This window comes from Azospirillum sp. A26 (assembly GCF_042604635.1).
Taxonomy (GTDB): Bacteria; Pseudomonadota; Alphaproteobacteria; order Azospirillales; family Azospirillaceae; genus Azospirillum; species Azospirillum palustre.
This window is the reverse complement of record NZ_CP170473.1, coordinates 942,934-968,613: the sequence shown is the minus strand read 5'-3', so window position 1 is coordinate 968,613 and position 25,680 is coordinate 942,934. Positions and strand designations below refer to the sequence as shown.

The 25,680-nt window shown below is 69.7% G+C and carries 20 protein-coding genes; 10 read left to right on the top strand and 10 right to left on the bottom strand.

Annotation, left to right across the window (positions count from 1 at the left end; all coding sequences use genetic code 11):
• The first annotated feature begins 155 nt into the window (after window positions 1–155).
• The 3 genes from ABNQ39_RS18345 to ABNQ39_RS18335 are packed head-to-tail and all read left to right on the top strand — an operon-like array spanning window position 156 to window position 2,321.
• The gene (locus ABNQ39_RS18345; RefSeq protein WP_376962426.1) at window positions 156–1,106 is read left to right on the top strand and encodes an AEC family transporter; all 951 of its coding nucleotides are present in this window, start codon (window positions 156–158) and stop codon (window positions 1,104–1,106) included.
• 14 nt (window positions 1,107–1,120) lie between these two features.
• Entirely contained in the window at window positions 1,121–1,630 is a 510-nt protein-coding gene (locus tag ABNQ39_RS18340) for an OsmC family protein (RefSeq protein ID WP_376962424.1), read from the top strand.
• Window positions 1,620–2,321, top strand: a complete 702-nt coding sequence (locus ABNQ39_RS18335; RefSeq protein WP_376962422.1) for a nitroreductase — start codon at window positions 1,620–1,622, stop codon at window positions 2,319–2,321. The genes ABNQ39_RS18340 and ABNQ39_RS18335 overlap by 11 nt, the downstream gene beginning before the upstream one ends.
• Before the next feature lie 11 nt (window positions 2,322–2,332).
• On the opposite strand, the gene ABNQ39_RS18330 is transcribed toward ABNQ39_RS18335, so the two are convergent.
• From ABNQ39_RS18330 to ABNQ39_RS18315, 4 genes are all read right to left on the bottom strand, one after another.
• Complete coding sequence (locus ABNQ39_RS18330; protein WP_109049567.1) at window positions 2,333–2,731, bottom strand: response regulator; 399 nt, start codon at window positions 2,729–2,731, stop codon at window positions 2,333–2,335.
• A gap of 37 nt (window positions 2,732–2,768) precedes the next feature.
• Window positions 2,769–4,091 carry a sensor histidine kinase gene (locus ABNQ39_RS18325; protein ID WP_376962419.1) on the bottom strand — a complete coding sequence of 441 codons (1,323 nt, stop codon included), beginning with the start codon at window positions 4,089–4,091 and terminating at the stop codon, window positions 2,769–2,771.
• A 142-nt stretch (window positions 4,092–4,233) separates the two neighbouring features.
• Window positions 4,234–6,873 carry a PAS domain S-box protein gene (locus tag ABNQ39_RS18320; protein WP_376962417.1) on the bottom strand — a complete coding sequence of 880 codons (2,640 nt, stop codon included), beginning with the start codon at window positions 6,871–6,873 and terminating at the stop codon, window positions 4,234–4,236.
• Complete coding sequence (locus ABNQ39_RS18315) at window positions 6,870–9,893, bottom strand: chemotaxis protein CheB (RefSeq protein WP_376962415.1); 3,024 nt, start codon at window positions 9,891–9,893, stop codon at window positions 6,870–6,872. Before ABNQ39_RS18315 ends, ABNQ39_RS18320 begins: the two co-directional genes overlap by 4 nt.
• A gap of 367 nt (window positions 9,894–10,260) precedes the next feature.
• Here ABNQ39_RS18315 and ABNQ39_RS18310 point away from each other — a divergent pair, with 367 nt between their 5' ends.
• Window positions 10,261–12,306 carry an NAD(+) synthase gene (locus ABNQ39_RS18310; RefSeq protein ID WP_376962413.1) on the top strand — a complete coding sequence of 682 codons (2,046 nt, stop codon included), beginning with the start codon at window positions 10,261–10,263 and terminating at the stop codon, window positions 12,304–12,306.
• 64 nt (window positions 12,307–12,370) lie between these two features.
• Here ABNQ39_RS18310 and ABNQ39_RS18305 read toward each other — a convergent pair whose 3' ends face one another.
• From ABNQ39_RS18305 to lptF, 3 genes are all read right to left on the bottom strand, one after another.
• A complete protein-coding gene (locus ABNQ39_RS18305) occupies window positions 12,371–12,913 on the bottom strand; it encodes a flagellar biosynthesis regulator FlaF (protein WP_376962411.1) in 543 nt (180 codons plus the stop codon).
• An 88-nt stretch (window positions 12,914–13,001) separates the two neighbouring features.
• A complete protein-coding gene (locus ABNQ39_RS18300) occupies window positions 13,002–14,012 on the bottom strand; it encodes a glycosyltransferase family 9 protein (RefSeq protein ID WP_376962409.1) in 1,011 nt (336 codons plus the stop codon).
• On the bottom strand, window positions 14,009–15,187 hold the full coding sequence (gene lptF, locus ABNQ39_RS18295; protein ID WP_376962407.1) for an LPS export ABC transporter permease LptF: 1,179 nt from the start codon (window positions 15,185–15,187) through the stop codon (window positions 14,009–14,011). Before lptF ends, ABNQ39_RS18300 begins: the two co-directional genes overlap by 4 nt.
• Before the next feature lie 162 nt (window positions 15,188–15,349).
• Between lptF and ABNQ39_RS18290 the strand changes: the two genes are divergently transcribed.
• From ABNQ39_RS18290 to ABNQ39_RS18275, 4 genes are all read left to right on the top strand, one after another.
• Window positions 15,350–17,512 (top strand): O-linked N-acetylglucosamine transferase family protein, encoded by a 2,163-nt coding sequence (locus ABNQ39_RS18290; RefSeq protein ID WP_376962405.1) that lies wholly within the window; start codon window positions 15,350–15,352, stop codon window positions 17,510–17,512.
• Window positions 17,513–17,589: 77 nt separating this feature from the next.
• Window positions 17,590–18,954: a PQQ-dependent sugar dehydrogenase gene (locus ABNQ39_RS18285; RefSeq protein ID WP_376962403.1), complete on the top strand. Its 1,365-nt coding sequence runs from the start codon at window positions 17,590–17,592 to the stop codon at window positions 18,952–18,954.
• Between the two features lie 63 nt (window positions 18,955–19,017).
• Window positions 19,018–20,160, top strand: coding sequence for a cysteine desulfurase family protein (locus ABNQ39_RS18280; protein ID WP_376962401.1), 1,143 nt, complete (start codon window positions 19,018–19,020; stop codon window positions 20,158–20,160).
• 87 nt (window positions 20,161–20,247) lie between these two features.
• Window positions 20,248–20,919 (top strand): hypothetical protein, encoded by a 672-nt coding sequence (locus tag ABNQ39_RS18275; RefSeq protein WP_376962399.1) that lies wholly within the window; start codon window positions 20,248–20,250, stop codon window positions 20,917–20,919.
• 63 nt (window positions 20,920–20,982) lie between these two features.
• On the opposite strand, the gene ABNQ39_RS18270 is transcribed toward ABNQ39_RS18275, so the two are convergent.
• Complete coding sequence (locus ABNQ39_RS18270; protein WP_376962397.1) at window positions 20,983–21,633, bottom strand: porin; 651 nt, start codon at window positions 21,631–21,633, stop codon at window positions 20,983–20,985.
• 309 nt (window positions 21,634–21,942) lie between these two features.
• On the opposite strand from ABNQ39_RS18270, the gene ABNQ39_RS18265 reads away from it, so the two are divergent.
• Complete coding sequence (locus ABNQ39_RS18265) at window positions 21,943–22,167, top strand: hypothetical protein (RefSeq protein ID WP_376962395.1); 225 nt, start codon at window positions 21,943–21,945, stop codon at window positions 22,165–22,167.
• Between the two features lie 139 nt (window positions 22,168–22,306).
• On the top strand, window positions 22,307–23,113 hold the full coding sequence (locus ABNQ39_RS18260; protein WP_376962393.1) for a hypothetical protein: 807 nt from the start codon (window positions 22,307–22,309) through the stop codon (window positions 23,111–23,113).
• A gap of 171 nt (window positions 23,114–23,284) precedes the next feature.
• Here the strand turns inward: ABNQ39_RS18260 and ABNQ39_RS18255 are convergent, their stop codons facing one another.
• Entirely contained in the window at window positions 23,285–24,046 is a 762-nt protein-coding gene (locus ABNQ39_RS18255; protein WP_376962391.1) for a 5-oxoprolinase subunit PxpA, read from the bottom strand.
• 42 nt (window positions 24,047–24,088) lie between these two features.
• Window positions 24,089–25,663, bottom strand: coding sequence for a methyl-accepting chemotaxis protein (locus tag ABNQ39_RS18250; protein ID WP_376962389.1), 1,575 nt, complete (start codon window positions 25,661–25,663; stop codon window positions 24,089–24,091).
• Between the last annotated feature and the right edge of the window lie 17 nt (window positions 25,664–25,680).

Genomic DNA, 25,680 nt, shown 5'->3' with positions numbered 1-25,680 from the left:
CAGCAGCGACTTGGACCGCAAAGCCGGGTCGGCAAACCATCGCACCGGCGACTACCGCCAATGCACCCGGCGACACGACCGCAATGGCTCCTCCGCGAGGCTGCCCTGCGTCCCGGCTTGGGCTTGGGGGGATGACGGCGGGCGGGAATGCCGCCATGGTGGCTGACAATTCGCCCACCCACCGGTTGCAGCACAGGGTTCCGCCAGCCTCCATGCCGATCTCCGCCCTTCTGTCCGACGCCTTCGCCGTGCTGGCCCCGGTTTTCGTGGTGGCGGCACTCGGCTATGGCTGGACCCGGGGGAAGCTGCCTTACGACAGCGCCTTCATCACCACCTTCGCCATCAACGTGTCGTCGCCCTGCCTGGTCTTCTCCGCCCTGACCCGGCTGCACCTGTCCGCCGACGTGATGGGGGAGATGGCGCTGGCGGCGACGCTGTGCATGGCGCTGACCGCGCTGGCGTCGGTCCCGGTGCTGCTGGGGTCGGGGCTGTCGCTGCGGGTCTATGTGCCGGCGATGGCCTTCCCCAACGCCGGCAATCTGGGCCTGCCGGTCTGCCTGTTCGCCTTCGGCGAGAACGGCCTCAGCCTTGCCGTGCTGTTCTATGCGGTGATGTCGGTCGGACAGTTCACGCTGGGGCCGGCGCTGGCCGCCGGGCGCTTCGATCTGGCGCAGATGGCGCGCACCCCGACGATCTACGCGGTGGCGGCGGCGGTGGCGATCCAACTGGCAGACCTGCCGCTGCCGGTGTGGATCGGCAACACCACCACGCTGCTGGGCAACTGCGCCGTGCCGCTGATGCTGTTCTCGCTGGGGGTGGCGCTGTCGAAGCTGCGCCTCTCCGGCGCGGTGCGGGCCCTGTCGATGTCGGCCTTCCGGCTGGCCGTCGGCTTCGCCATGGGGCTGCTGGTGGCCTGGGCGATGGGGCTGACCGGGGCGGCGCGCGGCGTGGTGCTGGTGCAAAGCTCGATGCCGGTGGCCGTCTTCAACTATCTCTGGGCACTGCGCTACGGCAACGCGCCGGAGGATGTCGCCGGCATGGTGCTGGGGTCCACCGCCATGGCCTTCATCGGCCTGCCGGCGCTATTGATGTTCGTGATGCAGTAGAAGGGAGGAGCTTCATGGCGCACAGGGAACACCGCTATGCCGTCCGGCTCGACTGGACCGGCAATCTCGGCACCGGCACCTCGTCCTACCGGGCCTACAGCCGCGACCACACGCTGAGCGCCGGGACCAAGCCGGCGATCCCCGCCACCTCCGACGCGGCCTTCCGCGGCGATCCGGCACGCTGGAACCCGGAGGAGATGCTGGTCGGCGCCTTGTCCTCCTGCCATCAGCTCTGGTACCTGCATCTCTGCTCGGCCGCCGGGATCGTCGTCACCGGCTACAGCGACGATGCGGACGGGATCATGGAGGAGGAGACCGACGGCGGCGGACAGTTCACCGCCGTCGTCCTGCGCCCGCGGGTGACGCTGGCGCCGGGCTCCGACGCCGGCAAGGCAATGGCCCTGCACCATGAGGCGGCGGAGAAATGCTTCATCGCCCGGTCCGTCAATTTCCCGGTCCGGCACGAACCGGCGGTGGAGGTCGAGGGAGAAGTGGGGGGAGAGGCGGCCGGCGATGAGCGCTGACTCCCTGCCCTTGCAAAACGCCCTGCCCGTGCTGGACGCCGTCGCCGGCCGGCGCAGCATCCGTGCCTTCCTGCCGACGCCGGTGGAGCGGGAGACGGTGCTGCGCATCCTCGACCTCGCCGCCCGCGCGCCGAGCGGCTCCAACATCCAGCCCTGGAAGGTCCATGCCATCGCCGGGGAGGCGCGCGCCGCCCTGTCGGCGGAGCTGCTGGCCGCCCACGAGGCGGGGGAGCCGGAGGTACCGGAATATCCCTATTACCCCGAAACCTGGCGGGAGCCCTATCTGGGCCGCCGGCGGGCGGTGGGCTGGGCGCTCTACGGCTCCATCGGCATCGGCAAGGGCGACCGCGAGCGGATGGCGCGCCAGCATGGCCGCAACTGGCTGTTCTTCGGCGCGCCGGTCGGGCTGTTCTTCACCATCGACCGCGACATGGGCAAGGGAGCGTGGCTCGACCTCGGCATGTTCATGCAGAATGTCATGATCGTCGCCCGCGGCTTCGGGCTGGAGACCTGCCCGCAGGCCGCCTTCTGCTACCGCCACGCCATCACCGCGCGGCATCTGGACCTGCCCGACGGCGAGATCATCGCCAGCGGCATGGCGCTGGGCTTCGCCGACTGGTCGGCACCGGAAAACAACTTCCCGACGGACCGCGAACCGGCCGAAGGCTTCACCCGCTTCACCGGGTTCTGAGGAACGCGTCCTTAGAGCGTGACGAACCCATGGGGCGCCGCCGCGGACGGCGCGCAGGGCGACAGCGTGCCGGCGACGAAGGCGGCGGTCTGGACCAGCACGCGCGGCGAGAAGGGCTTGGCGATGTAGCCCAGCCCGACCCCGCCGGCCTGCGCCCTGTTGGGCGGGTTCCCGGTGGCGAAGACGCAAGCGATCCCCATCGCCTTCAAGGCGCGGGCGACGTCGAGCCCGTTCGAGCCGTTGGCCAGCTTGATGTCGACGAAGGCCATGTCGGGCTTCTCCTGCCCGGCCAGGGCAAGGGCGGTCGGCAGATCCTCGGCGATGCCCGTCACCGCGTGGCCGGCCGACTGCAAAGTCAGCGACACGCCCTCGGCGATCAGGAATTCATCCTCTATGATCAGTATCTTCATTGTTTTTCTTGTATATTTTGTGGATCGGCCGGAAGGATCACGCCTGGGTTGGAGCGGACGGCTTCATTGGGAAAGTTAAAAGGAAACGCGTCCCCGGTGTCAAACGTTCGATCTCCAGACGCCCCCTTAATTGCCGCGTAAGATTGCGGGCCGTGTTCAGGCCGAAGCCGCCGCCGCTGCTGCCCGCGACCTCCTCCGGCAGGCCGATGCCGTCGTCGGCAACATCGATGCGGACCTCGTTCCCAGCCACCGCCATATCCACCGTGACCGTGCCGCGCCGCCCGTCGGGAAAGGCGTGCTTGTAGCTGTTGGTCAGCAGCTCGTTGACGATCAGCGCCACCGGCACCGCGGTGTCGACCGGAGCCGACAGCGGCGCGCCCGTCGCCAGGGTCATTGCCGGTTCGGCCCCGCCGGTGGGCGGAACGGCGTTCTCGGCGATGCTGCGGATCAGGTCGGTCAGCTCGACGGTGTCGTACACCGCCCCTTCGCCATAGAGGCGGCGATGGACCTCGGCAATCGCCAGCACCCGGCTGCTGCTGTCCAGCAGTTCCTGCCGCACCTCCGCACTGCGATGCCGCATCGCCTGGGTCCGCAGCAGGTTGGCGACGATCTGCAAGGAGTTCTTGACCCGGTGATTGACCTCGTCCAGCAGGATCCTGTTTTCCTGCAAGGTCGCCGCCAGCGCCTCCCCTTCGGCCCGCTCGGCCTGGTAATCCCGCTCCAGCCGCCGGACGGTGGAGAAGCAGAGCCAGCCGATGACGGTGACGAAGATGCCCCCATAGGCGATCATCAGCAGCTCAAGGATGGTGGCATGCCGGCTGCGCCGGGCGAGCAGCAGGTCCTCCTCCGCCCGCATGTTGGCGGTCAGGCGCCGGATCGCGGCCATCGTGGTGACGCCCTTCCCCTCGCGGATGGTCGCCAGTGCCTGCTCCAATCCTTCTTTGGTGGCCTGCCGCAGAACCTCGGCTATCTGGTCCAGCCTGTCGGCGGTCAGGGAACGCAGGGCCTTCAACTTGTCCTGCTGCACGGGGTTGTCGGCGGTCAGCGACCCGATGCTGTCCAGCAACCGGTGGCTTCGCTCCCTCCCCTCTTCGTAAGCGGCGAGATGAACGGGGTCCGGCAACAGCAGGTATCCGCGCTGGCCGGATTCGGTGTCGGACAGGGTGGATTGCAGTTCACCGACTGCGGAGATGACCTCGTGCGTGTGGTCGATCCAGTCGATGGCGCGGCGATATTCGATGAAGACGACGACGAGCAACAGGAAGCCGACGAACAGGCCGGCGAGCAGCAGCGCCGATACTCTTGCGGCCCGGGCGCGCACCGTCCGGCGCGTAAGGCTGGCATCCGTGTCGATGGGCATGGGCCGTCCCCGTCCTGCGGCGTCGTTCACCTCTTAAACAGTCCGGACAGCATGGATCTTCACCTGTCCCGGGCATTGACGTGAATCAAAAAAAGTTGCGTCGGCAAACCATCGTGATGCCATCCCATGAAGCGATCGCACCCTAGCCACCCAGCGCCGCTGCCAGCGCATCGTGAAGGCGGCCGGGCTGGATCGGCTTGTGCAGCAACGCGCACTGGGCGCCCGCCGCCTCCCGCAGCCGGTCCGCCGAGGTGTCGCCGGTCAGCAGCACGCCGGGAATGTCGCGCGACAGGCGGCGGCGGACCATGTCCATCACCATCAGCCCGGTCGTCCCCTCCGGCAGGCGGTAATCGGCCAGGATCAGGTCGGGCTCCTCCCCGGACTCGATCAGGTCGCCCAGCAGCTGTTCCGCTTCCGCCCCGCTGCCGGCCTCGGTCACGCGATAGTTCCAGTCCTCCAGCATCAGGACCAGCGCCATGCGGATGACGGCATCGTCCTCCACCAGCATGACCAGCCGCCCGGCCTCGTCGTCGGCCCCGCTGCGGCCGGCGCTGCCGGAGCGGTCGGTCATGTCCGGTCTGGTTTCGGTCAGGGGCAGGCTGACGGTGAAACGGCTGCCTCGGCCCAGCGAGGAGGTCACGTCGATGGTGCCGCCCAGCATGGTGACCAGCCGCTTGGCGATGCTGAGGCCCAGCCCCAGCCCCTCACGCCGGTCGCGGGCGGCGTTGCCGACCTGGTAGAAGTCCTGGAAGATGCGGTCGATATGCTGGTCGGCGATGCCGATGCCGGTGTCCCACACCTCGATCTGCACTTGGTCGCCGCGCTGCCGCGCCCCGATCAGCACCCGCCCGCCGGGGGCGAAATGCAGCGCATTGGCCAGCAGGGCGCGCAGCACCCGCTCCAGCAGCCGCGGGTCGGTGCGCGTCGCGAGAGGCGGCGCCACCAGACGCAGGGCCTGCCCCGCCTTCTCGGCCGCAGGCGCGAATTCCCCATGCAGCCGGGCCAGCAGGGCGGCGATGTCGACCGATTCCGGATTGGGGGCGACCAGCCCCGCCTCCAGCTTGGAGATGTCGAGCATCCCGTCCAGCATGCCGCCCAGCCCGCCGAGCGAGGACTGGATCTGCTCCGCCATCCGCTGGGCGCCGGGGGACAGCGCTTCCTTCATCAGCAGGTCGGAGAGCAGCAGCAGGGCCTGCACCGGCTGGCGCAGATCGTGGCTCGCCGCCGCCAGGAAGCGTTCGCGCGCGTCCAGCGCCACGTTCAGCTCGCGCTCCAGCGCCTTCACCGCGGTGATGTCGGCGACGCTGGACACCACCGCCTCGACCCGGCCGGCCGGATCGGCGACCGGGCGGCTCGACACCCGCAGCCAGCGGGTGGGGGCGGTCGCCTCCTCGCCCTCGACCACGCCGACGATGCGCTCGACCACCGGCTTGCCGCTGCGCACCGCCTCCGCCGCGGGGGGAAGCCCATGCAGCCGGTTGCCGTTGGCATCGATGAAGCGGCGGCCGGCGGTGGTCGGGACCATGATGAACGGGGCGGTGGCCGGAACCAGCTGCCCGTCCGCCCGGCTCTCTGCCTTGCCGTCTGCATCGAAGGCCGACGCCATCGGGTCGAGCAGGGCACGGGCGGGACCGTCCATCAGCCGCTCGGCCATTGCATTGGCCAGCAGGCTGCGGCCATCGACCGCGGTCATAGCCAGCGCGTCGTGCAGCGACTGGACCAGCACCCGGTGCCGCCGCTCGCTGAGGTTCAGCGCCGCTTCCGCGGTCCGCCGCGCGGTGACGTCGCGGAAGGCGACGACGGCGCCCTGGATACGGTCCTCCATCGGGGCGAGGCGCATGCCGGACGCCAGCATGGGGGAGATGGTGATCTCCACCAGCAGCGTCCCGCCATCCTCGCGGCGGAGCTTCTCGCAGGTGACGCTGCGCGGCCGGCCGTCGGTCAGCGACAGGGCCAGCGCCCGGGCCGCCCCGCCCGCCTGGGGTGCCGCCGGATCCGTTCCGCCGCCCGGCAGCCCCGCCCCGGCCTCCGCCGGTCCGGCAAACAGGTCGGAGGGCGGGCGGCCGATCAGGTCGAGGTCGAGATGCCCGGTCATCGCCGTCGCCGCGGCGTTGACGAAGCGGATGCGGCCGTCGGCGTCCACCCCGAGGATGCCGTCACCGACCGACTGGAGGATGTGGTGATAGTCCGCGCGCGCCCGCTCGGCGTCGTCGCGCGCCTGCTGCACCTCGCGAAGCCAGGCGTTGCGTTCGGTCAGGTCGGTGATGGTCAGCAGCACGTCGCCGCGGTCGCTGTCGTCCAGCGTCACCCGGCGGGCGTCGGTCAGACCGTCGATGATCGTGCCCTGGGGCCCGAGATAGCGGAACTCCTGCCGGACCCAGTCGCCATGGTCGCGCAGCCGGCCGAGCGCGGTGAACAGCCTGCCATGGTCGACGCTGTCGAGCAGCAAGGTCAGCGGACGGCCCTTCAGCCGCAGCATCGGCAGGCCGAACTGCCGTTCGGCGGCGGCGTTGGCCTCGCCGACGATGCCGGCGGCGTTCACCGCCAGACAGGCCAGCGGCACCGACTGGAAAAGCTGGAGATATTGCAGCCGGGACGCCTCCAGCGCCTGCTGGGCGCCACGCAGCTCCTCGTTCTGGATCTCAAGCTCGGCCTGATGGACATACAGCTCGTGCAGCAGTTCCTTCATCGAGGTGGCGGTGACGTCCGTCGCCTCGAAATTCCCGCCGTTGAGAATGGTTTCGGCACGGCGCCGCAGTCGGCCGGAGGAATCCTCGCTCATTCCCTGCCTCCGTCGCCCCGGTCGCCTGTACCGGCTCCGTCGAACCGCAATTCCATCAGCTTGCGGTTGGTTATGTTGATGTGGCTGACGACGATGCCGCCGTCATGGTCGTTCAGGCGGGTGGCGTGCATCAGGAACCAGCGCTGTTCATCGGGCGAATGACAGGGATATTCGATGGAGAAATCGTCGGCTTCGCCGTCCAGGATGCGGCGCAGCCCGTCATGCACCGCCCGGGCGATGGCGTCCTTCTTCGCCGCGTCCGGGTTGAGGCAGACGTCGAGATAGTTGGTGCCGACGCCGCAGCGCTCGGTCGCCGGGGCGCCGTTGCGCTGGGCGAAGCCGCGCCAGGCGGCGTTCACCATGACGATCCGGCCGTCCCGGTCGGTCACGGCGATGTGCTCCGGCAGGCTGTCCAGCACCTTCTGCAAGCGCTCCTGCGCCTGCTTGGTCTCCGTCACGTCGACGAAAGTGACCACCACGCCGCCGATCTGGCTCTTGTCGGTCAGGTAGGGCAGGATGCGGGTCAGCACCCAGCGGCCGTCATGGACCCGGACATGGCGTTCGACCGCCTCCTGCCCGTCGAACACCTTGCGGATGTCGGCGAGGAAGTCAGGATAGTCGATGTTGGTCGACAGATGCGCGATGGACCGGCCGAGGTCGCGCGGGATGATGTTGATGAACCGGGCCGCCGCCGGGGTGAAGCGGCGGATGACGAAGTCGCCGTCGAGGAACACCGTGCCGATCTCGGTCGAGCGCAGCAGATTGTCGAGGTCGTTGGTGATCTCGGTCAGCTCCTCCACCTTCGCCTGATATTCGGCGTTGACGGAGTAAAGCTCCTCGTTGACCGACTGAAGCTCCTCGTTGGTGCTCTGCAACTCTTCGTTCGAGGCCAGCAGCTCCTCGTTGGTGGCCTGCAATTCCTCGTTGGCGGTTTCCAGCTCCTCGATGGTCGCCTGGAGATTCTCGCCGCGCGACAGCAGCTCCTGCTCCAGCCCGCGGATGCGCTCGGCGGCGTCGGCGTTCAGGTCGAAGTCGGAATCCGGAACCGACAGCGGCAGCATGTTGGCGCGGTCCAGCACCACCAGGGCGAAGCGGCGCCCGGTCTTGCGCGCGACATAGGGCTGGACCCGCAGGCTGATCGCCGCCACCCCCTCGCGGTCCTTCACCGGGATGTTGGACAGCGCGAACTCCTCGCCGGAGCGGAAGGCGCGGTTCAGCGCGGTGCCCGTCACCATGGCGACCGAGGAGGGCAGCAGCTTCAGCACGTTCAGCGTCGCCTCGCCCGCCGGCACCTTCAGCAGGGACGAGGCGTCGCCGAACACATGCATGATGGTCATCTGTTCGTCGACCAGCAGGCAGGGCGGCACATAGGTCTTCATCAACGCGCCGATGGCCTCGTCGATGACCGCCCCCTCCTCCATGCCATGGCTTCCGGCATCCTCGCCATGGCGGGCGATCGGGGCCGCCACCGTCGGCACCAGCAGGCGCGACAGCCGGAAGGAGCCGGCGCGCAGGCTCTGGAACAGCTTGTTGCGGCTGTCGACGGTGTGGAAATCGGACTGGAGGTCGCCCAGCGTCTCGCTGGTGCCGAGGAACAGGAAGCCGCTCTGGCGCAGGGCGTACTGGAACAGGCTCAGGACCTTCCGCTGCAACGGCTGGTCCATGTAGATCAGCAGGTTGCGGCAGCTCAGCAGGTCGATCTTGGTGAAGGGCGGGTCGCGCATGATGTTGTGGGCGGCGAACACCACCATGCGGCGGATGTCGCGCGACACCGCATAGCCATCGCCGCGCGCGGTGAAGAAGCGGCTGAGCCGGTCCGGCGACACATCCTCGGCAATCGCGCGCGGATACTCGCCGAGGCTTGCGATCTCGATGCTGTCCTGGTCGATGTCGGTGGCGAAGATCTTGACGTCGAAGCTGCGCCCCAGCCGTTCCTGCGCCTCGGCGAACAGGATGGCGATGGAATAGGCCTCCTCCCCGCTGGCGCAGCCGCAGACCCAGACGCGGACCATGTCGGTCGGGCTGCGGTTGGCGAGCAGGCTGGGAATCACCCGGTCGGCCAGGACGCGGAAGGCCGCCTCGTCCCGGAAGAAGCGGGTGACGCCGATCAGCATCTCCTTGTAGAGGTTGACCGTTTCGGCGCTGTTCCGCCGCAGCAGGGCGGCATACTCGTCCATCGACTCCAGGCCGGCGCCCTGCATCCGCCGCTCGATCCGCCGCAGCAGGGTTGCCAGCTTGTAATGCGAGAAATCGACGCCGGTGACGGAGCGGATGACCGCGATGATCTGCGCCAGCGGGTCGTCGCCGTCCTCGCGCCGCTGGCGCGCCGGCATCGGCCGGGCACGGGCCAGGGTCTTGCGCGCATGCTCGATCAGGCGGGCCGGCAGATCCTCCGGCGCCAGGGTGGCGTCGATCTGCCCGGTGGCCAGCGCGCTGCGCGGCATGCCGTCGAACTGCGCGGTTTCCGGCTGCTGGACCACGGTGAAGCCGCCGCCCGACTTGATCGCCATCAGGCCGCGCGTGCCGTCCGATCCGGTCCCCGACAGGATCAGGCCGATGGCGAAGGGCCCCTGGTCGCGGGCGAGTGCGGTGAGGAAGATGTCGATGGGCAGGCTCATGCCGCCGGCGGCATCCTTGGCGGTCAGCCGCAGCCGGCTGTCCTCGATGCTCAGATGCTTGCCCGGCGGCAGCAGATAGACGGTGTTGCGCTGGACCGGCACGCCGTCGGTCGCCTGCACCACATCCATGGCCGTGTGCTTCGCCAGCAGATCGACCATCAGGCTCTTGTGCACCGGCGACAGGTGCTGGACCACGACATAGGCGAGGCCGCTGTCGCCGGGCACCGCGTCGAAGAAGCGCTGCAACGCCTCCAGCCCACCGGCCGAGGCACCGATGCCGACGATGCAGCAGGCCTGTTCCGACGGCGGCGCACCCGTTTCCGCCGGAACACCGCCTGCGTCCGCATTGGGCGATGCGGAGGGCGTCGGGTCAGGATGCGTGGCGGGCGTATCCGTTGGCACGGTGATAAACTGGTCCTTCTGGCGTCGGCCTGCCGGTTCTCTGCGCAAGCGAGTCCCTGCCTATATCCGTCGCATTTGATTTGGTCAACTTGACTGTCGCAGGGCAACGCTCTTCATCATCATCAATTCAACTGGAATGTCCCCATCTTCCCATCGATTTGACTTTGGTTTTATAACGAATGTATCGTGTCTTAAGCATCGCCCCGACAAGCCCCGGCCGTCCCGTCCGAAAGGCCCGGAAGCCCGGGAGCGCGCGGAAGGCAGGCGGGACAGGGGACCTGACGTGCGCGAAATTCCTGCTATGTTTGCTGCCCCCGGGCGTCGCATCCTGGGGCGTCAATGGCATGCAAGGCAGCGGGAACGGGTCATGAGCTTCACCTCGATCTATCGCCACGGCTTCGCGCGGGTTGCCGCCTGCACCACGCGCAGCACTCCCGCCGATCCGGCGGCCAATGCCGCGGCGGTGCTGGAGGCGGCGCGCGCCTGCCACGACAAGTCGGTGGCGGTGGCGCTGTTCCCCGAACTGGCGCTGTCCGGCTATGCCATCGACGATCTGCTGATGCAGGACCCGCTGATCGAGGCGGTGGAGCAGGCGATCCTCGATCTGGTGCAGGCATCGGCCGGGCTGATGCCGCTGCTGCTGGTGGGGGCGCCGCTGCTGTATGACGGACGGCTCTACAACACGGCGGTGGCGATCCATCGCGGCGAATTGCTGGGCGTGGTGCCGAAGCAGCATCTGCCGAACTACCGGGAATTCTACGAGCGGCGTCAGTTCGCGTCGGGCGCCGGCACCGAAGGCGGGACGATCCGCATCGGCGACCTGACCGCGCCCTTCGGCCCCGACCTGCTGTTCTCCGCCGAGGACCAGCCCGGTCTGGTCGTCCATGCCGAGATCTGCGAGGATCTGTGGGTTCCGGCCCCGCCCAGCACCATGGCGGCGCTGGCCGGCGCGACGATCCTCGCCAACCTGTCGGCCAGCAACATCACCATCGGCAAGTCGGACACCCGCCGGCTGCTGGCGAAATCGCAGTCGGCGCGTTGCCTCGCCGCCTATCTCTATTCGTCGGCCGGGACGGGGGAATCGACCACCGACCTCGCCTGGGACGGCCAGACCTCGATCTTCGAGAATGGCGAGAAGCTGGCGGAGACCGACCGCTTCCCCGACGGCGCCCAGATGGCGGTGGCCGACGTCGATCTCGACCTGCTGCGGCAGGAGCGGCTGCGCCAGGGCACCTTCGACGACAACCGCCGCCTGTTCCCCGGTGCCACCGGCGGCTTCCGCACCGTCGCCTTCCGGCTCGACGCGCCGGAGGAGGATGTCGGGCTGCTGCGCGTGGTGCCGCGCCTGCCCTTCGTGCCGGCCGCCGCCGAACGGCTGGAGCAGGATTGTTACGAGGCCTACAACATCCAGGTCGCCGGGCTGGTGCAGCGGCTGCGCGCCACCGGGATCAAGATGGTGGTGATCGGCGTGTCGGGCGGGCTGGACAGCACCCACGCGCTGATCGTCGCCGCCCGCGCCATGGACCGGCTCGGCCTGCCGCGCACCGGCATCCTCGGCTACACCATGCCGGGATTCGGCACCAGCGAGGGCACCAAGTCCAACGCCTGGAAACTGATGACGGCGCTGGGGGTGACGGCCAGGGAACTCGACATCCGGCCGGCAGCCAACCAGATGCTGCGGGACATGGACCACCCCTACGCCCACGGCGAGGCGGTGTACGACATCACCTTCGAGAATGTGCAGGCCGGCCTGCGCACCGATTACCTGTTCCGCCTCGCCAACCAGCACAACGGCATCGTGCTCGGCACCGGCGACCTGTCGGAACTGGCGCTGGGCTGGTGCACCTATGGCGTCGGCGACCAGATGTCCCATTACAACGTCAATGCCGGCGTGCCGAAGACGCTGATCCAGCATCTGATCCGCTGGGTCGGCCGCACCGGCCAGTTCCAGCAGGAGGTGTCGGCGACGCTGGACGCCATTTTGAAGACGGAGATCTCGCCGGAACTGGTGCCGGCCGGCTCCGACAAGGCGCTGCAAAGTTCCGAATCCGTGGTCGGGCCGTACGATCTGCAGGACTTCACCCTGTTCTACGTGCTCCGCTACGGCTTCCGCCCGTCGAAGATCGCCTTCCTGGCCCGCCATGCCTGGTCCGACGCAAGCCAGGGCGACTGGCCGGAGGGCTATCCGCTGGAGAAGCGCCGTGCCTACAGCCCGGCCGAAATCCGCGACTGGCTGCGGGTGTTCCTGCGCCGCTTCTTCGGGTTCAGCCAGTTCAAGCGCTCGGCCATGCCGAACGGCCCGAAGGTGACTGCCGGCGGCTCGCTGTCGCCGCGCGGCGACTGGCGCGCGCCGTCGGACGGCAACGCCCGCATCTGGCTGGAGGAGCTGGACCGCGAGGTTCCGGCAGAGTGAGCAGACAAAAAAGGCCGGCGCCCCATCGGAGCGCCGGCCTTTTTCCTGTCGGTCGCGACAGCGATCAGATCGAGATGCGCAGGGACTCGCGGTTGACCGGGGCGGCGTCCGGGGCGGTCATCGGGCGCGGCGGGACGGCGGGGCGCATGCCGGCCGGGGGTTGGCCCGGCGCCGGAGCAGCCTGCGGCGCCTGCGGAGCGGCCGTCTGCGGCGTGCCCGGATGCGGCTGGGTCGCCTGCTGGGCGGCGATGAACTGGCCCTGGGCGGTCAGGCCGCTGGCGACGTTGCGGTTGATGTTGACCAGCGTGTCGATCTTGCTGAAATCCAGGTCGATCAAACGGTTGGTCGTCTCGCGGTCGACCAGCAGCGACAGCGCGGCGATGTTCGTGCGGACTTCCGGCGGATGGCCGCAATCCTCTTCGGTGATCGCCGCCTGGAAGATCGTCCACAGGCGCTGATTCAGCTGAAGGGCCTCGCGGTAGGCCTTTTCGTCCTTGGCATGGCTGGCGGCGATGATACGGCGCGCCGCTTCCGCCAGGGCCCAAGCCTCGACGTCGCGCGGATTGTCCGAGGTCGGCTTGTTGGCGTAGGTGGGAGTCGGCTTCATTCCAAACCCTCGGGGGAAAACCCATCCGGTGGGGGCGGACCTGCCCCTTTGCTTCGTCCCGGAAGTGTCGGTTATCCGACCGGCTTTGTCAACGCAACGGGGGTAGTTCGGCCGGTGCGGAAGACCCTGACGCAAACTGGTCACAAGTTCTATGCGTTTCGGAGAGGAGTGACGCCGCCGTGTCCGCCACCCGGTCCTCGTCGATGCCGTCCATCAGCCCGCGGGCGTTGGGGTCGGCGGTGACGCGGGCCAGCAGTTCCGGCTGCGGAACGCTGCTGACCACCACCCGTCCGCGCGGCCCCCAGGGGCCGTAGATTGCGGGATAGCCGGGACCGAACAGCCCGACCGTCGGCACGCCCGCCGCCGCCGCGATGTGCATCAGGCCGCTGTCGTTGCCGACATAGAGCGCCGCCCGCTCCAGGCAGGCGGCGGCGGCCATCGGGTCGGTGCGGCCGGTCAGGTCGATGGCCCGCGGCCCCAGCGCCGCCAGCACCGGCTGCGCCCTGTCCCGCTCCGGCCCGGCGGCCAGCACCGCCACCCGGGCGCCGGCCAGCGGCCCGCCCTCCCCGGTCAGGCGCAGGGCCAGCCGGGCGAAGCGCTCCGCCGGCCATTCCTTGCCCAGCCAGTTCGCCGTCGGCCCGATGGCGAGGAACGGCCCGGTCCCGGCGGGGATCAGGGCGTCGGCCTGCCGCCTCGCCTCCGCGTCGATCCACAGGCGCGGGGCCGGCGGCGGCGACAGGCCCAGCACGGCGGCATTCTCCTCCACCTTGTGCATCGGCCGCGCCGCCTTGGCGTGGAAGGCGCGGCGCCGCGCCGGCACCAGCCGCCCGACCGCCGAATTGCGCAAATCCACCACGAGATCCCAGCGCGTGCCGACGCAGTCCAGCCACAGCCGCAGCCAGTGCCGCGCATAGGACCGCTTCGCCAGCGGGATCAGCCGCTCCAGCCCCGGCACCGACCGGAACAGCGGCGCCGGCAGCGGCCCGCAGGCGACGGTCAGCCGCGCCCCCGGATAGGCGTCGGTCAGGTGGCCGAGCAGCCCGGTCGACAGCACCGCGTCGCCCAGCCGGTTGGAGGTGATGAAGAGGATGCGGCTCATGACGCCGACGACCCGGCCCGGCCTGCATCCGGGCCGGCATCGGGGTGGGCATCGAGGTCGGCATCGGGAGCCCCCTTCCGGCGCCCCGGACGCAGGCTGAGGCCGCGCGACATCACCCAGAGCGGCGGCAGCAGCATCGCCAGCGGCATGGCGTACATCAGCGGCACGAAGACGGTTGCCTTGCCGGCGAGGCTGGTCAGGCCCAGCGCGCCCGCCTGCAGCCCCATCACCGCCAGCACGGCGATGGTGACGCGGGAGGACTGGCCGCGCCGGTTGAACTCGCCCGACAGCAGCGCCGACAGCGCCACCAGCGCATAGGTCAGAGCCAGCAGCGGCGAGGAGAAACGGTGGTGCAGCTCGGCAATCAGGCCGCGGCGCATGCGGTCGTCCTGGGCCGGGACGTTGCCGTCCATCAGTTCCGCCGTCGTGCGCTCGCGGGCGTCGGGCCAGCGGTCCGCCGCCTGGGGCGCCACCGCCTTCAGGTCGACGGCATAGCGGTCGAAGAACAGCTGCGACAGCCGGTTGGTCTTGCGGTCCAGCTCCTGCCGGTTGCCGTCATAGACGACGAAGCGCGTGCCGTCCGGGCCGGTCTGCATCACCGCGCGGTCGCCCATGATCGTCACCGGCTTGTCCGGCTGGCGCCCGTCATGGATCAGCACCTTGTGCAGGTTGCCGTCGGAATCGCGGTCCCGCAGGAAGACGCTGAAGCGGTCGCCGACCTCGTTGAACACGCCCTCGCGCAGGAACAGCTGCGAATAGTCGCTGCGCACGGTGTATTCCATCCGCACCAGCTCGCGGTGGGCCGCCGGGGTGATCCAGATGTTCAGGGTGAAGACGACGACCGTCACCCCCACCGCCAGCACCAGCGCCGGGGTCGAGAGCGAGAAGGGGCCGACGCCGGCCGCGCGCATCACCACCAGCTCGCTGTCCGTCGCCATCTTGTTGTAGGTGAACAGGATGGCCCCGACCAGCGCCAGCGGCAGCACGATGCCGAGGAAGGTCGGCACGGTCAGCAGCAGCAGCCACAGGAACATGCCCATCGGCGCGCCGGCGCTGACCACGATCTCGATCAGGCGCAGCGACTGGCTGAGCCAGATGGTCAGCGTCAGGCCGGCCGTCGAATAGAGCGTGGCGATCAGCAGGTTGCGGAACAGGTACCGTTGCAGTCGGTTCATCGGGGATCGGCCGGGGGCTGTATACGGCCGGCAAGCTGACCGTCCCGGCCCGCCGGGTCAAGTGTTGAAAACCGCGCGCGCCGACACGGGTGCCCGCTCGGGCGCCCCCTCGGACTGGGAAAGCGCTGGCGCCCGCCCGCGCCAGCCGGTATGACGGTCGTCATGGCGACGATCCAGGAAGCGATGGCTGCCGCGGTGGCGCATCATCAGGCCGGCCGGCTCGGCGAGGCGGCGGCGCTGTATCACGCCGTCCTGGATGCCCTGCCCGGCCATGCCGACGCCGCCCATCTGCTGGGCGTCGTCCATTTGCAATCGGGCCAGCCCGAGCGCGCCGTCACCCTGATCCGCGGCGCCATCCAGCACAATCACCGGGTCGCCGACTATCACGACAATCTCGGCAGCGCGCTGAAAGCGCTGGGCCGGCTGGAGGAGGCGGTGGCCGCCCACCGGCAGGCGGTGCGCCTGCGGCCGGAGTTCGCCCAGGCGCTCTACAATCTCGGCAACGCGCTGGAGGCGCAGGGCCGGCTGGAGGAGGCGGCGACCGCCTTCCGGCAGGCGGCGGCGCGCCGTCCCGGCTATGCCCGCGCCCGCTTCAACCTGGGCAACGTGCTGGCGGCGCTGGGCCGGCGGGGGGACGCCGACGACGCCTATCGCGCCGCCCTGGCCGACGATCCGACCTTCGTCGAGGCGCATGCCAACCGTGGCGCCCTGCTGCTGGCGCTGGAGCGCCCGCGGGAGGCGGCGGCGGATCTGGCCCGCGCCCTGGCGCTGCGCCCCGACCATGCCCCGGCCCTGTCCAACCTCGCCGCGGCCCGGCTGGCGCTGGGCGACCGCGACGGTGCCGAGCTTGCGGCCCGCAATGCCGTGGCCGCCCGCCCGGATCTGGCCGACTGCCTGCTGCGGCTGGGCGAGGTGCGCCAGCGCGCCGACCGGCTGGGGGCCGCCGCCGACGCCTACCGGACGGCATTGGCCTGGAACCCGGGGCTGGCGGAGGCGCAGGCCAACCTCGCTCTGGTCCGCCAGGGCCAGGGGCTGCTCGATGCGGCGGAAGCCGGCAACCGGCGGGCGCTGGCGCTCGACCCTGGTCTCGCCGACGTTAGGTCCAACCTCGCCTATCTGCTGCTGTTCCGGCCGGGGGTGACGGTGGCGGCGGTGCTGGAGGCGCATCGCGACTGGGACCGGGTGCATGGCGCGCCCCACCGCGGGCGCTGGGTGAAGCCGGGGAAGGCCGGCGCGCGGAAGGGGCCGCTGACCGTCGCCATCCTGTCCGGCGATTTCCGCCGCCACCCCGCCGGCCTGTTCGCCCTCCGCACGGTGGAGGCGTTGCCGGGACAGGACATCCGGCTGCTGCTCTACGCCAACCAGAGCGAATCCGACGACGTGACCGGCCGCTTCCGCAAGGCGGCGGCGCAATGGACCCCGGTCGCCGGCCTGACGGATGCGGAGCTGGCGGCGCGGATCCGCCACGACCGGCCCGACGTGCTGATCGATCTTTCCGGCCACAATGCCCGCGGCCGTCCCGGCGTCTTCGCCCGCAAGCCGGCCCCGGTGCAGGTGGCATGGTCGGGCTATATGGCGACCACCGGGCTGGCGGCGATGGATGCGCTGGTCGCCGACCGCCACCATGTGCCGGAGGGAATGGAAGCCTTCTATGCCGAGCGGGTGCTGCGCATGCCCGACGCCTTCATCGCCTACGATCCGCCGGATGTTGAGGAACTGCCGCTGACACCGCCCCCCTGCCTGTCGGGCGGGCCGGTCACCTTCGGCAGCTTCAACATCCTGACCAAGCTGAACGACGGCGTGCTGGCGGCCTGGGCGGCGATCCTGGGGCGGGTGCCGGAATCGCGTCTGCTGATGAAGACCAAGGCACTGTCCTGCCCCGATACCGCCGCCCTGTGGCGCGGCCGGCTGGCCGCCGCCGGCATCGACCCCGGCCGGGTGACGATGGTCGGCGCCACCGGCAGCCTGGACCATATGCGCTGGTGCGCGTCGGTCGATGTGGCGCTCGACCCCTTCCCCTTCTCCGGCAGCACCACGACCCTGGAAACGCTGTGGATGGGGGTGCCGGTCGTCACCCTGCCGGGCGAGACCTTCTCCAGCCGCCATTCGCTCGCCTTCCTGACGGTGGCGGGTGTGGAGGGCTGCATCGCCGCCGATCCAGCCGATTATGTGGAGCGCGCCGTCGCCTGGGCGGCGGACCGGCAGGGGCTGGCGGATCTGCGCCGCACCTTGCGGACCCGCATGGCCGCCGGGCCGCTGTGCGACGGCGGAAAGCTGGCCGCCGCCCTGGCGGGGGAACTGCGGGCCCTGGCCTTGCCGCACTGACGGCGGAACCAACCCGAATGCGCCGGCGTTGAGCGTTGGGTACTCCCTCCACGCTTACAGACGCGGGATTTCGGCGCATGCACAGCACCACACGGCTCGCCTTCATGCTTTCGGCGACGGTCGCCGTCCTGTCGCTCGCCGGCTGCGGCGATCAGGCGTCCTTGCCGGTGTCGGCCGGCACCGGCCCCAACCCGACGCTGCCGGCACCGAAATCCACGCTGATCCCGACGGTCAACATCGCCGACGCCATCGGCTGGCCGCAGGGCGCGCAGCCGGTGGCGGCCCAGGGGCTGAGCCTCACCGCCTTCGCCACCGGCCTGGACCATCCGCGCTGGATGCTGGCCCTGCCCAACGGCGACATCCTGGTGGCGGAGACCAACGCTCCGCCGAAGCCGGAGGACGGCAAGGGCATCAAGGGGTGGGTGATGGGGCTGGTGATGGGCAAGGCCGGCGCCAAGACGCCGAGCGCCAACCGCATCACCCTGCTGCGCGACAGCGACGGCGACGGCAAGGCCGATGTCCGCGAGCCCTTCCTCGAAGGGTTGAACTCGCCCTTCGGCATGGCGCTGGTGGGCAGCGACCTCTACATCGCCAACAGCGACGCGGTGGTGAAGGTGCCCTACAAGCCGGGCGACACCCGGATCACCGCCAAGCCGGTGAAAATCGTCGATCTGCCGGGCGGGCCGATCAACCATCATTGGACCAAGAACATCATCGCCAGCCGCGACGGCACCAAGCTCTATGCCACGGTCGGCTCCAACAGCAATGTCGGGGAGAACGGGATGGAGGCGGAGCAGGGCCGCGCCGCCATCTGGGAAATCGACCTGAAGACCGGGGCGCACCGCATCTTCGCCTCGGGCCTGCGCAACCCGAACGGCATGGACTGGGAGCCGACCTCCGGCGTCCTGTGGACCGCGGTCAACGAACGCGACGAGATCGGCAGCGACCTCGTCCCCGACTATATGACCTCGGTGAAGGACGGCGCCTTCTATGGCTGGCCCTACAGCTATTACGGCCAGCATGTCGACCAGCGGGTGGAGCCGCAGCGCCCCGACCTCGTCGCCAAGGCAATCCCGCCCGACTATGCGCTGGGTCCGCACACCGCCTCGCTCGGCCTGACCTTCTCCCGCCAGGGCGACCTGCCGCCGAACCTGCAGGAGGGCGCCTTCATCGGCCAGCACGGCTCGTGGAACCGCGACCCGGCCAGCGGCTACAAGGTGATCTTCGTGCCGTTCCGCAACGGCAAGCCGGCGGGCGAGCCGGTGGATGTGCTGACCGGCTTCCTCGACAAGGACGGCAAGGCGCAGGGCCGTCCGGTCGGCGTGATCCTGGATAACAAGGGCGCCCTGCTGGTCGCCGACGATGTCGGCAACGCGATCTGGCGCGTCGGCGGCACCGCCACCGCACAGTCGGCGGAGCGGCCGGACCAACCGGCGAAGTAGCGACGGCGAGGGGAGGCGGGCATCCCCCCTCCCCTTCGCCGCGCGATGGCGCGATACTGCGTCATGATCTATCTCGACCATCTGGCCTCGACGCCGCTCGACCCGCAGGTGCTGGAGGCGATGCTGCCCTGGATGCGGATTGACGCGGCCGGCAACCCGCACGCCGCCCATCCGGCCGGCTGGCGTGCCGCCGACGCCATCGAACAGGCGCGGGCAGAGGTCGCCGCCCTGGTCGGCGCGCAGCCGGGCGAGGTCGTCTTCACCTCCGGCGCCACCGAGGCCAATGCGCTGGCAGTGCTGGGCGGCGTGCTGGCGAGCGGCGGCTGCGTCGTTTCGGCGGTGGAGCATGCCAGCATCCTCGGCTGCCTGCCTGAGCTGCGGCGGCGCGGCCATCCGGTGACCGTGCTGCCGGTCGACGGCAGCGGCTTGGTCGATCCGGCTGGATTGGACAGCGCCCTGTCCGGCCTGCCGAAGCCGTCCCTGGTCTCGGTGATGGCGGCGAACAACGAGGTCGGGACGGTCCAGCCTCTCGCCGAACTGGCCGCGGTCGCCGCCCGCCACGGCGCGACGATGCACAGCGACGCGGTGCAGGCGCTGGGCACGCGCACGCTCGACATGGCTGCGCTCGGGCTGCATGGGCTCAGCCTGTCGGGGCACAAGCTGTATGGGCCGATGGGCATCGGCGCGCTGATCGTCCGGCCGCCCTTCCGGCCGGTGCCGGCCTCGGCCGGCGGCGGGCAGCAGCGCGGCCTGCGGGCGGGAACGCTGCCGACGCCGCTCTGCGTCGGGCTGGGTGCCGCCTGCCGGCTGGCGCGGACGCGGCGAGAGGAGGATGCCCGCCGCATCGGCGCGCTGCGCGACCGGCTTTGGCAGCGCCTGCGGGACCAGCTGCCCGGCATCCGCCGCAACGGAGCGGCGGATGGGCTGGCCGGCTGCCTGAACGTCACCCTTCCCGGCATCGACGCCGCCGACCTGCTGCTGGACCTGCCGGAGCTTGCCGTCGCCACCGGGTCCGCATGCCACAGCGGAGCTGGCGAGCCGTCGCATGTCCTGCTGGCGCTCGGCCTGTCCGCAGCGGACGCCCATGCCAGCCTGCGCCTCGGGCTGGGCCGCGGCACTACGGTCGCGGAGGTGGACGAGGCGGCCGACCGGCTGACCACTGCGTTGGGTTCGGCCACGCTGGGATCAGCAAATCCAGGGGAATGAATCGCCCTGCTGGAGCGTCCTCCTTCAACTGGCTCCGCCGGTAAGGGCTGATCCGGCGGGGAAAACAACGGCAAAGGGAGAGAAACCATGATCGGTGCGAGCATCCGGACCGCGGCGGCGGCCGCCTTCCTGTTGGCGATCCCGGCGGCTGCGTCGGCGCAGCAGGCTGGTCCGTCCGCCATGACCTTCTTCGTCACCAGCGCCGGCACCGGCAAGGGGGCCGATCTCGGCGGGCTGGCCGGCGCCGACCAGCATTGCCAGCGGCTGGCCCAGGCGGCGGGCGCCGGCAGCCGCACATGGCGGGCCTATCTCAGCACCCAGGCAGCCGATGGCCAGCCGGCGGTCAACGCGCGCGACCGCATCGGCAAGGGCCCCTGGCAGAACGCCAAGGGCGAAATGGTCGCCCGCTCGGTCGAAGAGCTGCACGGCACCAACGCCCTGACCAAGCAGACCGCGCTGAACGAGAAGGGCGAAACGATCAACGGCCGTGGCGACCAGCCCAACACGCACGACATCCTGACCGGGTCGCAGCCCGACGGCACCGCCTTCCCCGCCGGCCAGGACATGACCTGCGGCAACTGGACCAGAAGCGGGACCGAGGGTGCGGCCATGCTCGGCCACCATGACCGCATGGGCCTGGACGAGCAGCCGCCGGCGAAATCCTGGAATTCGTCGCACGCCTCGCGCGGCGGCTGCAGCCAGGATGCTCTGAAGAGCACCGGCGGCGCCGGGCTGCTCTATTGCTTCGCGGCGAACTGAGCGGTTCGTCCCCGGCCAGGGCGGGGGAATGAGCGAACCGTTCCCCTGTCCCTTCCGGTGAGTTCAGAACACCAGACGCGCGCCGACCTTGACCACCGCACCCATGGACTCGGCACCAGTGTCGATGTTGGTGTCGGCCATCACCTGCCACTGCGGCGTGATGCGATAGGCCAGATCGGCGAGGTAATGGCCGCTGGCGGTACCATTCTCCGGCAAGGTCCGGCGCGCCCGCAACGACAGGGTCATGTCGCCGCGCCCATAGGCCAGCGCCGCGTTCAGGCTGCGCACCGACACGCCGTCGGACTCCTGCTGCTGGCGCAGATCGCCGTCGAGCGTCACGCTCTGCCATGCGAACTGGGTGCCGACGATCCAAGACTGGCGCGGCAGGCGGCGGCTGTCGCTGCGCACCCGCGCCCGGCTGGTCCCGGCGGAAAAGCGGGTGCTGATGCCGCCCATCAGGACGGTCTTGCGCACCGCCGCCTCGACCAGATGCATGGCCTCGCGCGGGTCGGGCATGTCGCCGGCACCGCGCGGCATCGGGGTATAGCTGGCGCCCAGCTCGAAACCACGCAGCGGCGGGGTGTAATAGCTCAGCTTCGCCGTCCGGCTGCCGGCCCCGGTGGAGGCCGGCACGGCCGCCGCCCCGACCAGCCGGTTGCGGGCACTGTCGGCCTGACCGATCTCCAGTTCCCCCCATGAGACATCGACGGCCAAAAAATGCCGCTGATCTGAAAAACTACCCTTTTGGTATAGGATATCCGCAGACGCACCGGTTGCCGATAAAATCGCCATTGCCGCCAGAATAGGCATGGAAATGCTTCGTTTCATTTGGCAAGCCCCGTGCTGTTCGGCCGATGGTCGACTGTCCGTTTGGTCGATACGGCCTTGTGTATCCTTTCGGGTTTGAGAGATGTTCGTCTAAAAATCTGACAAAACTGTGACCCGCTCTTTGCATGTTGCGATGCAAAAATTCGAGACCACTCGCGTTATGCGGGAGGCCGGTGCGGGCGGATATCCACAGTGGTGGCGATGAACATGGACGGCCGCCGCATCAGCGTGACCAGCCCCTATCCGACCTTCACGGACGGCAGCTTCCATTATCGCTGCCAGGACACTCTGAAGCGGTGCTTCTTCGTGCCGTCGCGCACCATGTCCGGCTCCGTCTGGAACCGGCCGACGACCAGCGCCAGCGCCACGGGCGTGAACTGCTCCGGCACCGAGAGCAGCGTCAACAGCAACGGCGACTGAGCCGTCAACTTCCGAATTTATTGATCGACCCATAACACAGCCTGCGGTACAGTAAATACGCTGTATCGTTACTGAAAAGTGTTGTGACTTGCCGGTGCATCACGGCGCCGGCAAGCCGGCGGCAGCGGGAGAGTGACCGATGAACGTACTGACTCCCATGGGCACACGTCGGCAGCCGCCCGTTCAGCTCGCCAACCCGCCGCCTGACTCCAAGGGCACGGCGCAGGCAGCGGGTGAAAGCGGCGGCCCCACCGGCAGTGCGCGCGACACCGCCGTGGTCGTCACGCTGTCGAAGACGGCCCAGACATCCCTGTCCGGTCAGGCTGCCGCCCAATCCGCCGGGAAAAAGGATTTCGCGACCGTCGCCAAGGACGCCCGGACGACCATCGATGCCAAATACGCCGAACTGGCCGGCAAGGGCAAGCCGATGGACTATATGCACGCGACGCAGGAGAGTTGGGACACCGTCTTCGGCGGACTGGACCGACGCTCCCTCTTCGCCATCGCCAGCAACAGCGATGGCAGCTTTTCGAAGGACGAACAGGATACCGCCCAGTCGATCATGTCCCAGCAGCAGGGACAGGCCATGATGGCCGCCGACCCGACGGGCAACAATCCCGCAGCCCGCTATCGCGCCGGAGCATCCTTTCTGGACGGCGTCAGCGACGAGGAGAAGACGTCCGACAACTGGGCCGTCCAACGTGCCGCCGCCCAGTTCGGGTATGAGCAGTCGATGCGCGACAGCGGTCAGGAACCCGATGCCCTCGACAGCGACAGCCCGCTGGTCCGCATGATCAAAGGCGCCCTGGACGGCCTCAAGGACAAGGCGCCCGGCGCCGTCGCCACTGGCGGTTATGTCAAGGATCTGAAGGATATGCCGCTGTTCCGCAACGGCGTGCCGCCGGTCGCGGCCGGTGCGGACAGGCCGCTCGACATCAAGGCCTGATCGGGCGGACATGAGTGCAGTCCTACGTCGGAGGCGGCCCGACATTCGCTGAGCTTCCGGCCCGATTTCCTGTCGCAGCAGACCGCCATCGAAGCGGCCAGGATCGGGCTGGACGTCGCCCGGAACCAGCGCCGAACCGCCTCATATGAGACCCCGACACCGCGCTCGACGCTAGACCACCGCCGCCACCACGACGCCCGCCGCCTCCAGCGCGCGGCGGACCGTCGCCGCCATGGCGACCGCGGTCGGTGTGTCGCCATGCACGCAGATGGTGTCGGCAACGATGGGCAGCCGGGTGCCGTGCCGGCTCTCCACCGCCCCGTCCAGCACCATCCGCACCACTCGGGCCGCCGCCAGTTCCGGGTCGTGGATCACCGATCCGGCCACCGAGCGCGGGGTCAGGGTGCCGTCATCCTCATAGGTGCGGTCGGCGAAGGCCTCGCGCGCCACGCGCAGGCCCAGATCCTGCCCCGCACGCTCCATGGCGCTCAGCGGCGGGACGACGAACAGCAGGGCGGGGTCGACCGCCTTGACGGCACGGGCGATGGCGCCGGCCAGATCCGGCTCCACCGCCGCCATGTTGTAGAGGGCACCGTGCGGCTTCACATGGGTCACACGACGGCCCGACAGCGCGGCACAGGCCTGGAGCGCGCCGACCTGATAGGCCACCAGCCGTTCGACCTCAGTCGTCGTGATGCCGCGCATGACGCGGCGGCCGAAGCCGGAGCGGTCCTCGAAACCGGGATGGGCGCCGATGCGCACCCCCTTCTCTCCCGCCAGCTTGGCTGTATCGGCCATGATGGTGGGATCGCCGGCATGGAAGCCGCAGGCGATGTTGGCGGAGGTGACGATGTCCAGCATCGCCCGGTCGTCGCCCATGGTCCAGGCGCCGTACCCTTCCCCCATGTCGCAGTTCAGATCGATGCTCGGCATGGCGTTTCTCGCTCGTTCAATCGTCAGAAGGCCCCGGCGTTTTCACGCCGCATCCGACTGTCGCAGGGAATGGATGAAGCCGGCAACCTCGCTGCGCATCGCCCCCATCTGGTCGGTCAGCATGCCGGCGGCGGTGTCGAGCTGTGCAGACGCGTCGCCGGTCTGTCCGGCCACTTCGGAGGTGGCGTTGACGTCGCCCAGCAGGGCGCGCACGCCCTGGGCGGCCTCGCTGACGCCGCGGCCGATCTCCGCCGTCGCGGCGTTCTGCTCCTCCACCGCCGCGGCGATGGAGGCGCTGATCTGGCTGAGGCTTTCCACCACGCGGGCGATCTCGACGATCTCCTCGGCGGCGGAACCGGTGGAGCCCTGGATGGCGCGGATCTGCGTCTCGATGTCCTCGGTCGCCTTGGCGGTCTGGGTCGCCAGCGCCTTCACCTCGCCGGCCACCACGGCGAAGCCTTTCCCCGCCTCGCCGGCGCGGGCCGCCTCGATGGTGGCGTTCAAGGCCAGCAAATTGGTCTGCTTGGCGATGGCGTGGATCAGCGTCACCACCGCCGACACCCGGTCCGACGCCTGGACCAGCCCGGCCACCTGATCGGTGGCACGGCCGGCGCGGCGCGATGCCTCGTCGGCGATGGACTGCGAATGCTGGGCCTGGGCCGAGATCTCGCGGATGGAGGCGACAAGCTCGTCCACCGCGGCGGCCATGCCGTCGACCGAGGCGTTGACCGTCGCGGCATTGCCGGCGGCCTGCCGGCTGACCTGCCCATTGTGCTCCGCCACTCCGGCAAGGCTGCGGGTGGCGAGCCCCATGCCGTCGGTGGTGCGCATCACCTCGCCCAGCGTGCTGCCGACGCGCCGTTCGAAATCGTCGGCAACCGCGGCGATGGCGGCATGGCGCTCAGCCTCGGCCTGCCGGCGCAGTTCGACCTGTTCGGCCTCCAGCCGCTGCTTGGCAGCACCCTGTTCCTTGAAGACCTGCACGGCTGCGGCCATGCGGCCGATCTCGTCCCGGCGGTCGAGCGAGGGCACATCGACCGCGCGCTCGCCGGCGGCCAGCCGGGTCATCACGCCGGTCAGGCGGACGATGGGTCGGGTGGCGCCGCGCACCATCAGGAACAGCACGCCGCACAGCGCCACCAGCGCCGCCAGCCCGCCGCCGGCCAGCAGCCACCCCCGGTCCGCCGCCTGCCGTTCGGCTCGGCGGGGCGACAGGTGGATTTCCACGGTGCCGAGCTTCTCCATCCGGGTGCCGGCCTTGCGCAGGATGTCGGCATGGCGGACCAGCACCGACGGATCGCCGTCAGACACGTCGCCGCTCTTGGCGAACACCTGCCCCTTGGGATCGAGCACCCGGCTGCCGAGATAGTCGGGATCGTTGGTCAGCGCGGCGAGTTGTGCCGCGGCGGATTCGGCATCGACGTTCCACAGCGGCTCGGCCAGCCCGCCGGCGATGACGCGGACGGTGACGGCGGCCTTGTCCTCCAGTGCGCTGCGGGCATCCTCGCGGTTGACGGTGACGACGGCGGCTATGCCGGTCGCGCTGATGACCGTGACCATCAGGGCGATGGGAACGACGACACGCATGGCAAGGGTACGGCCCACACGCTGCAGCATCAGGTCCACTCCATTGT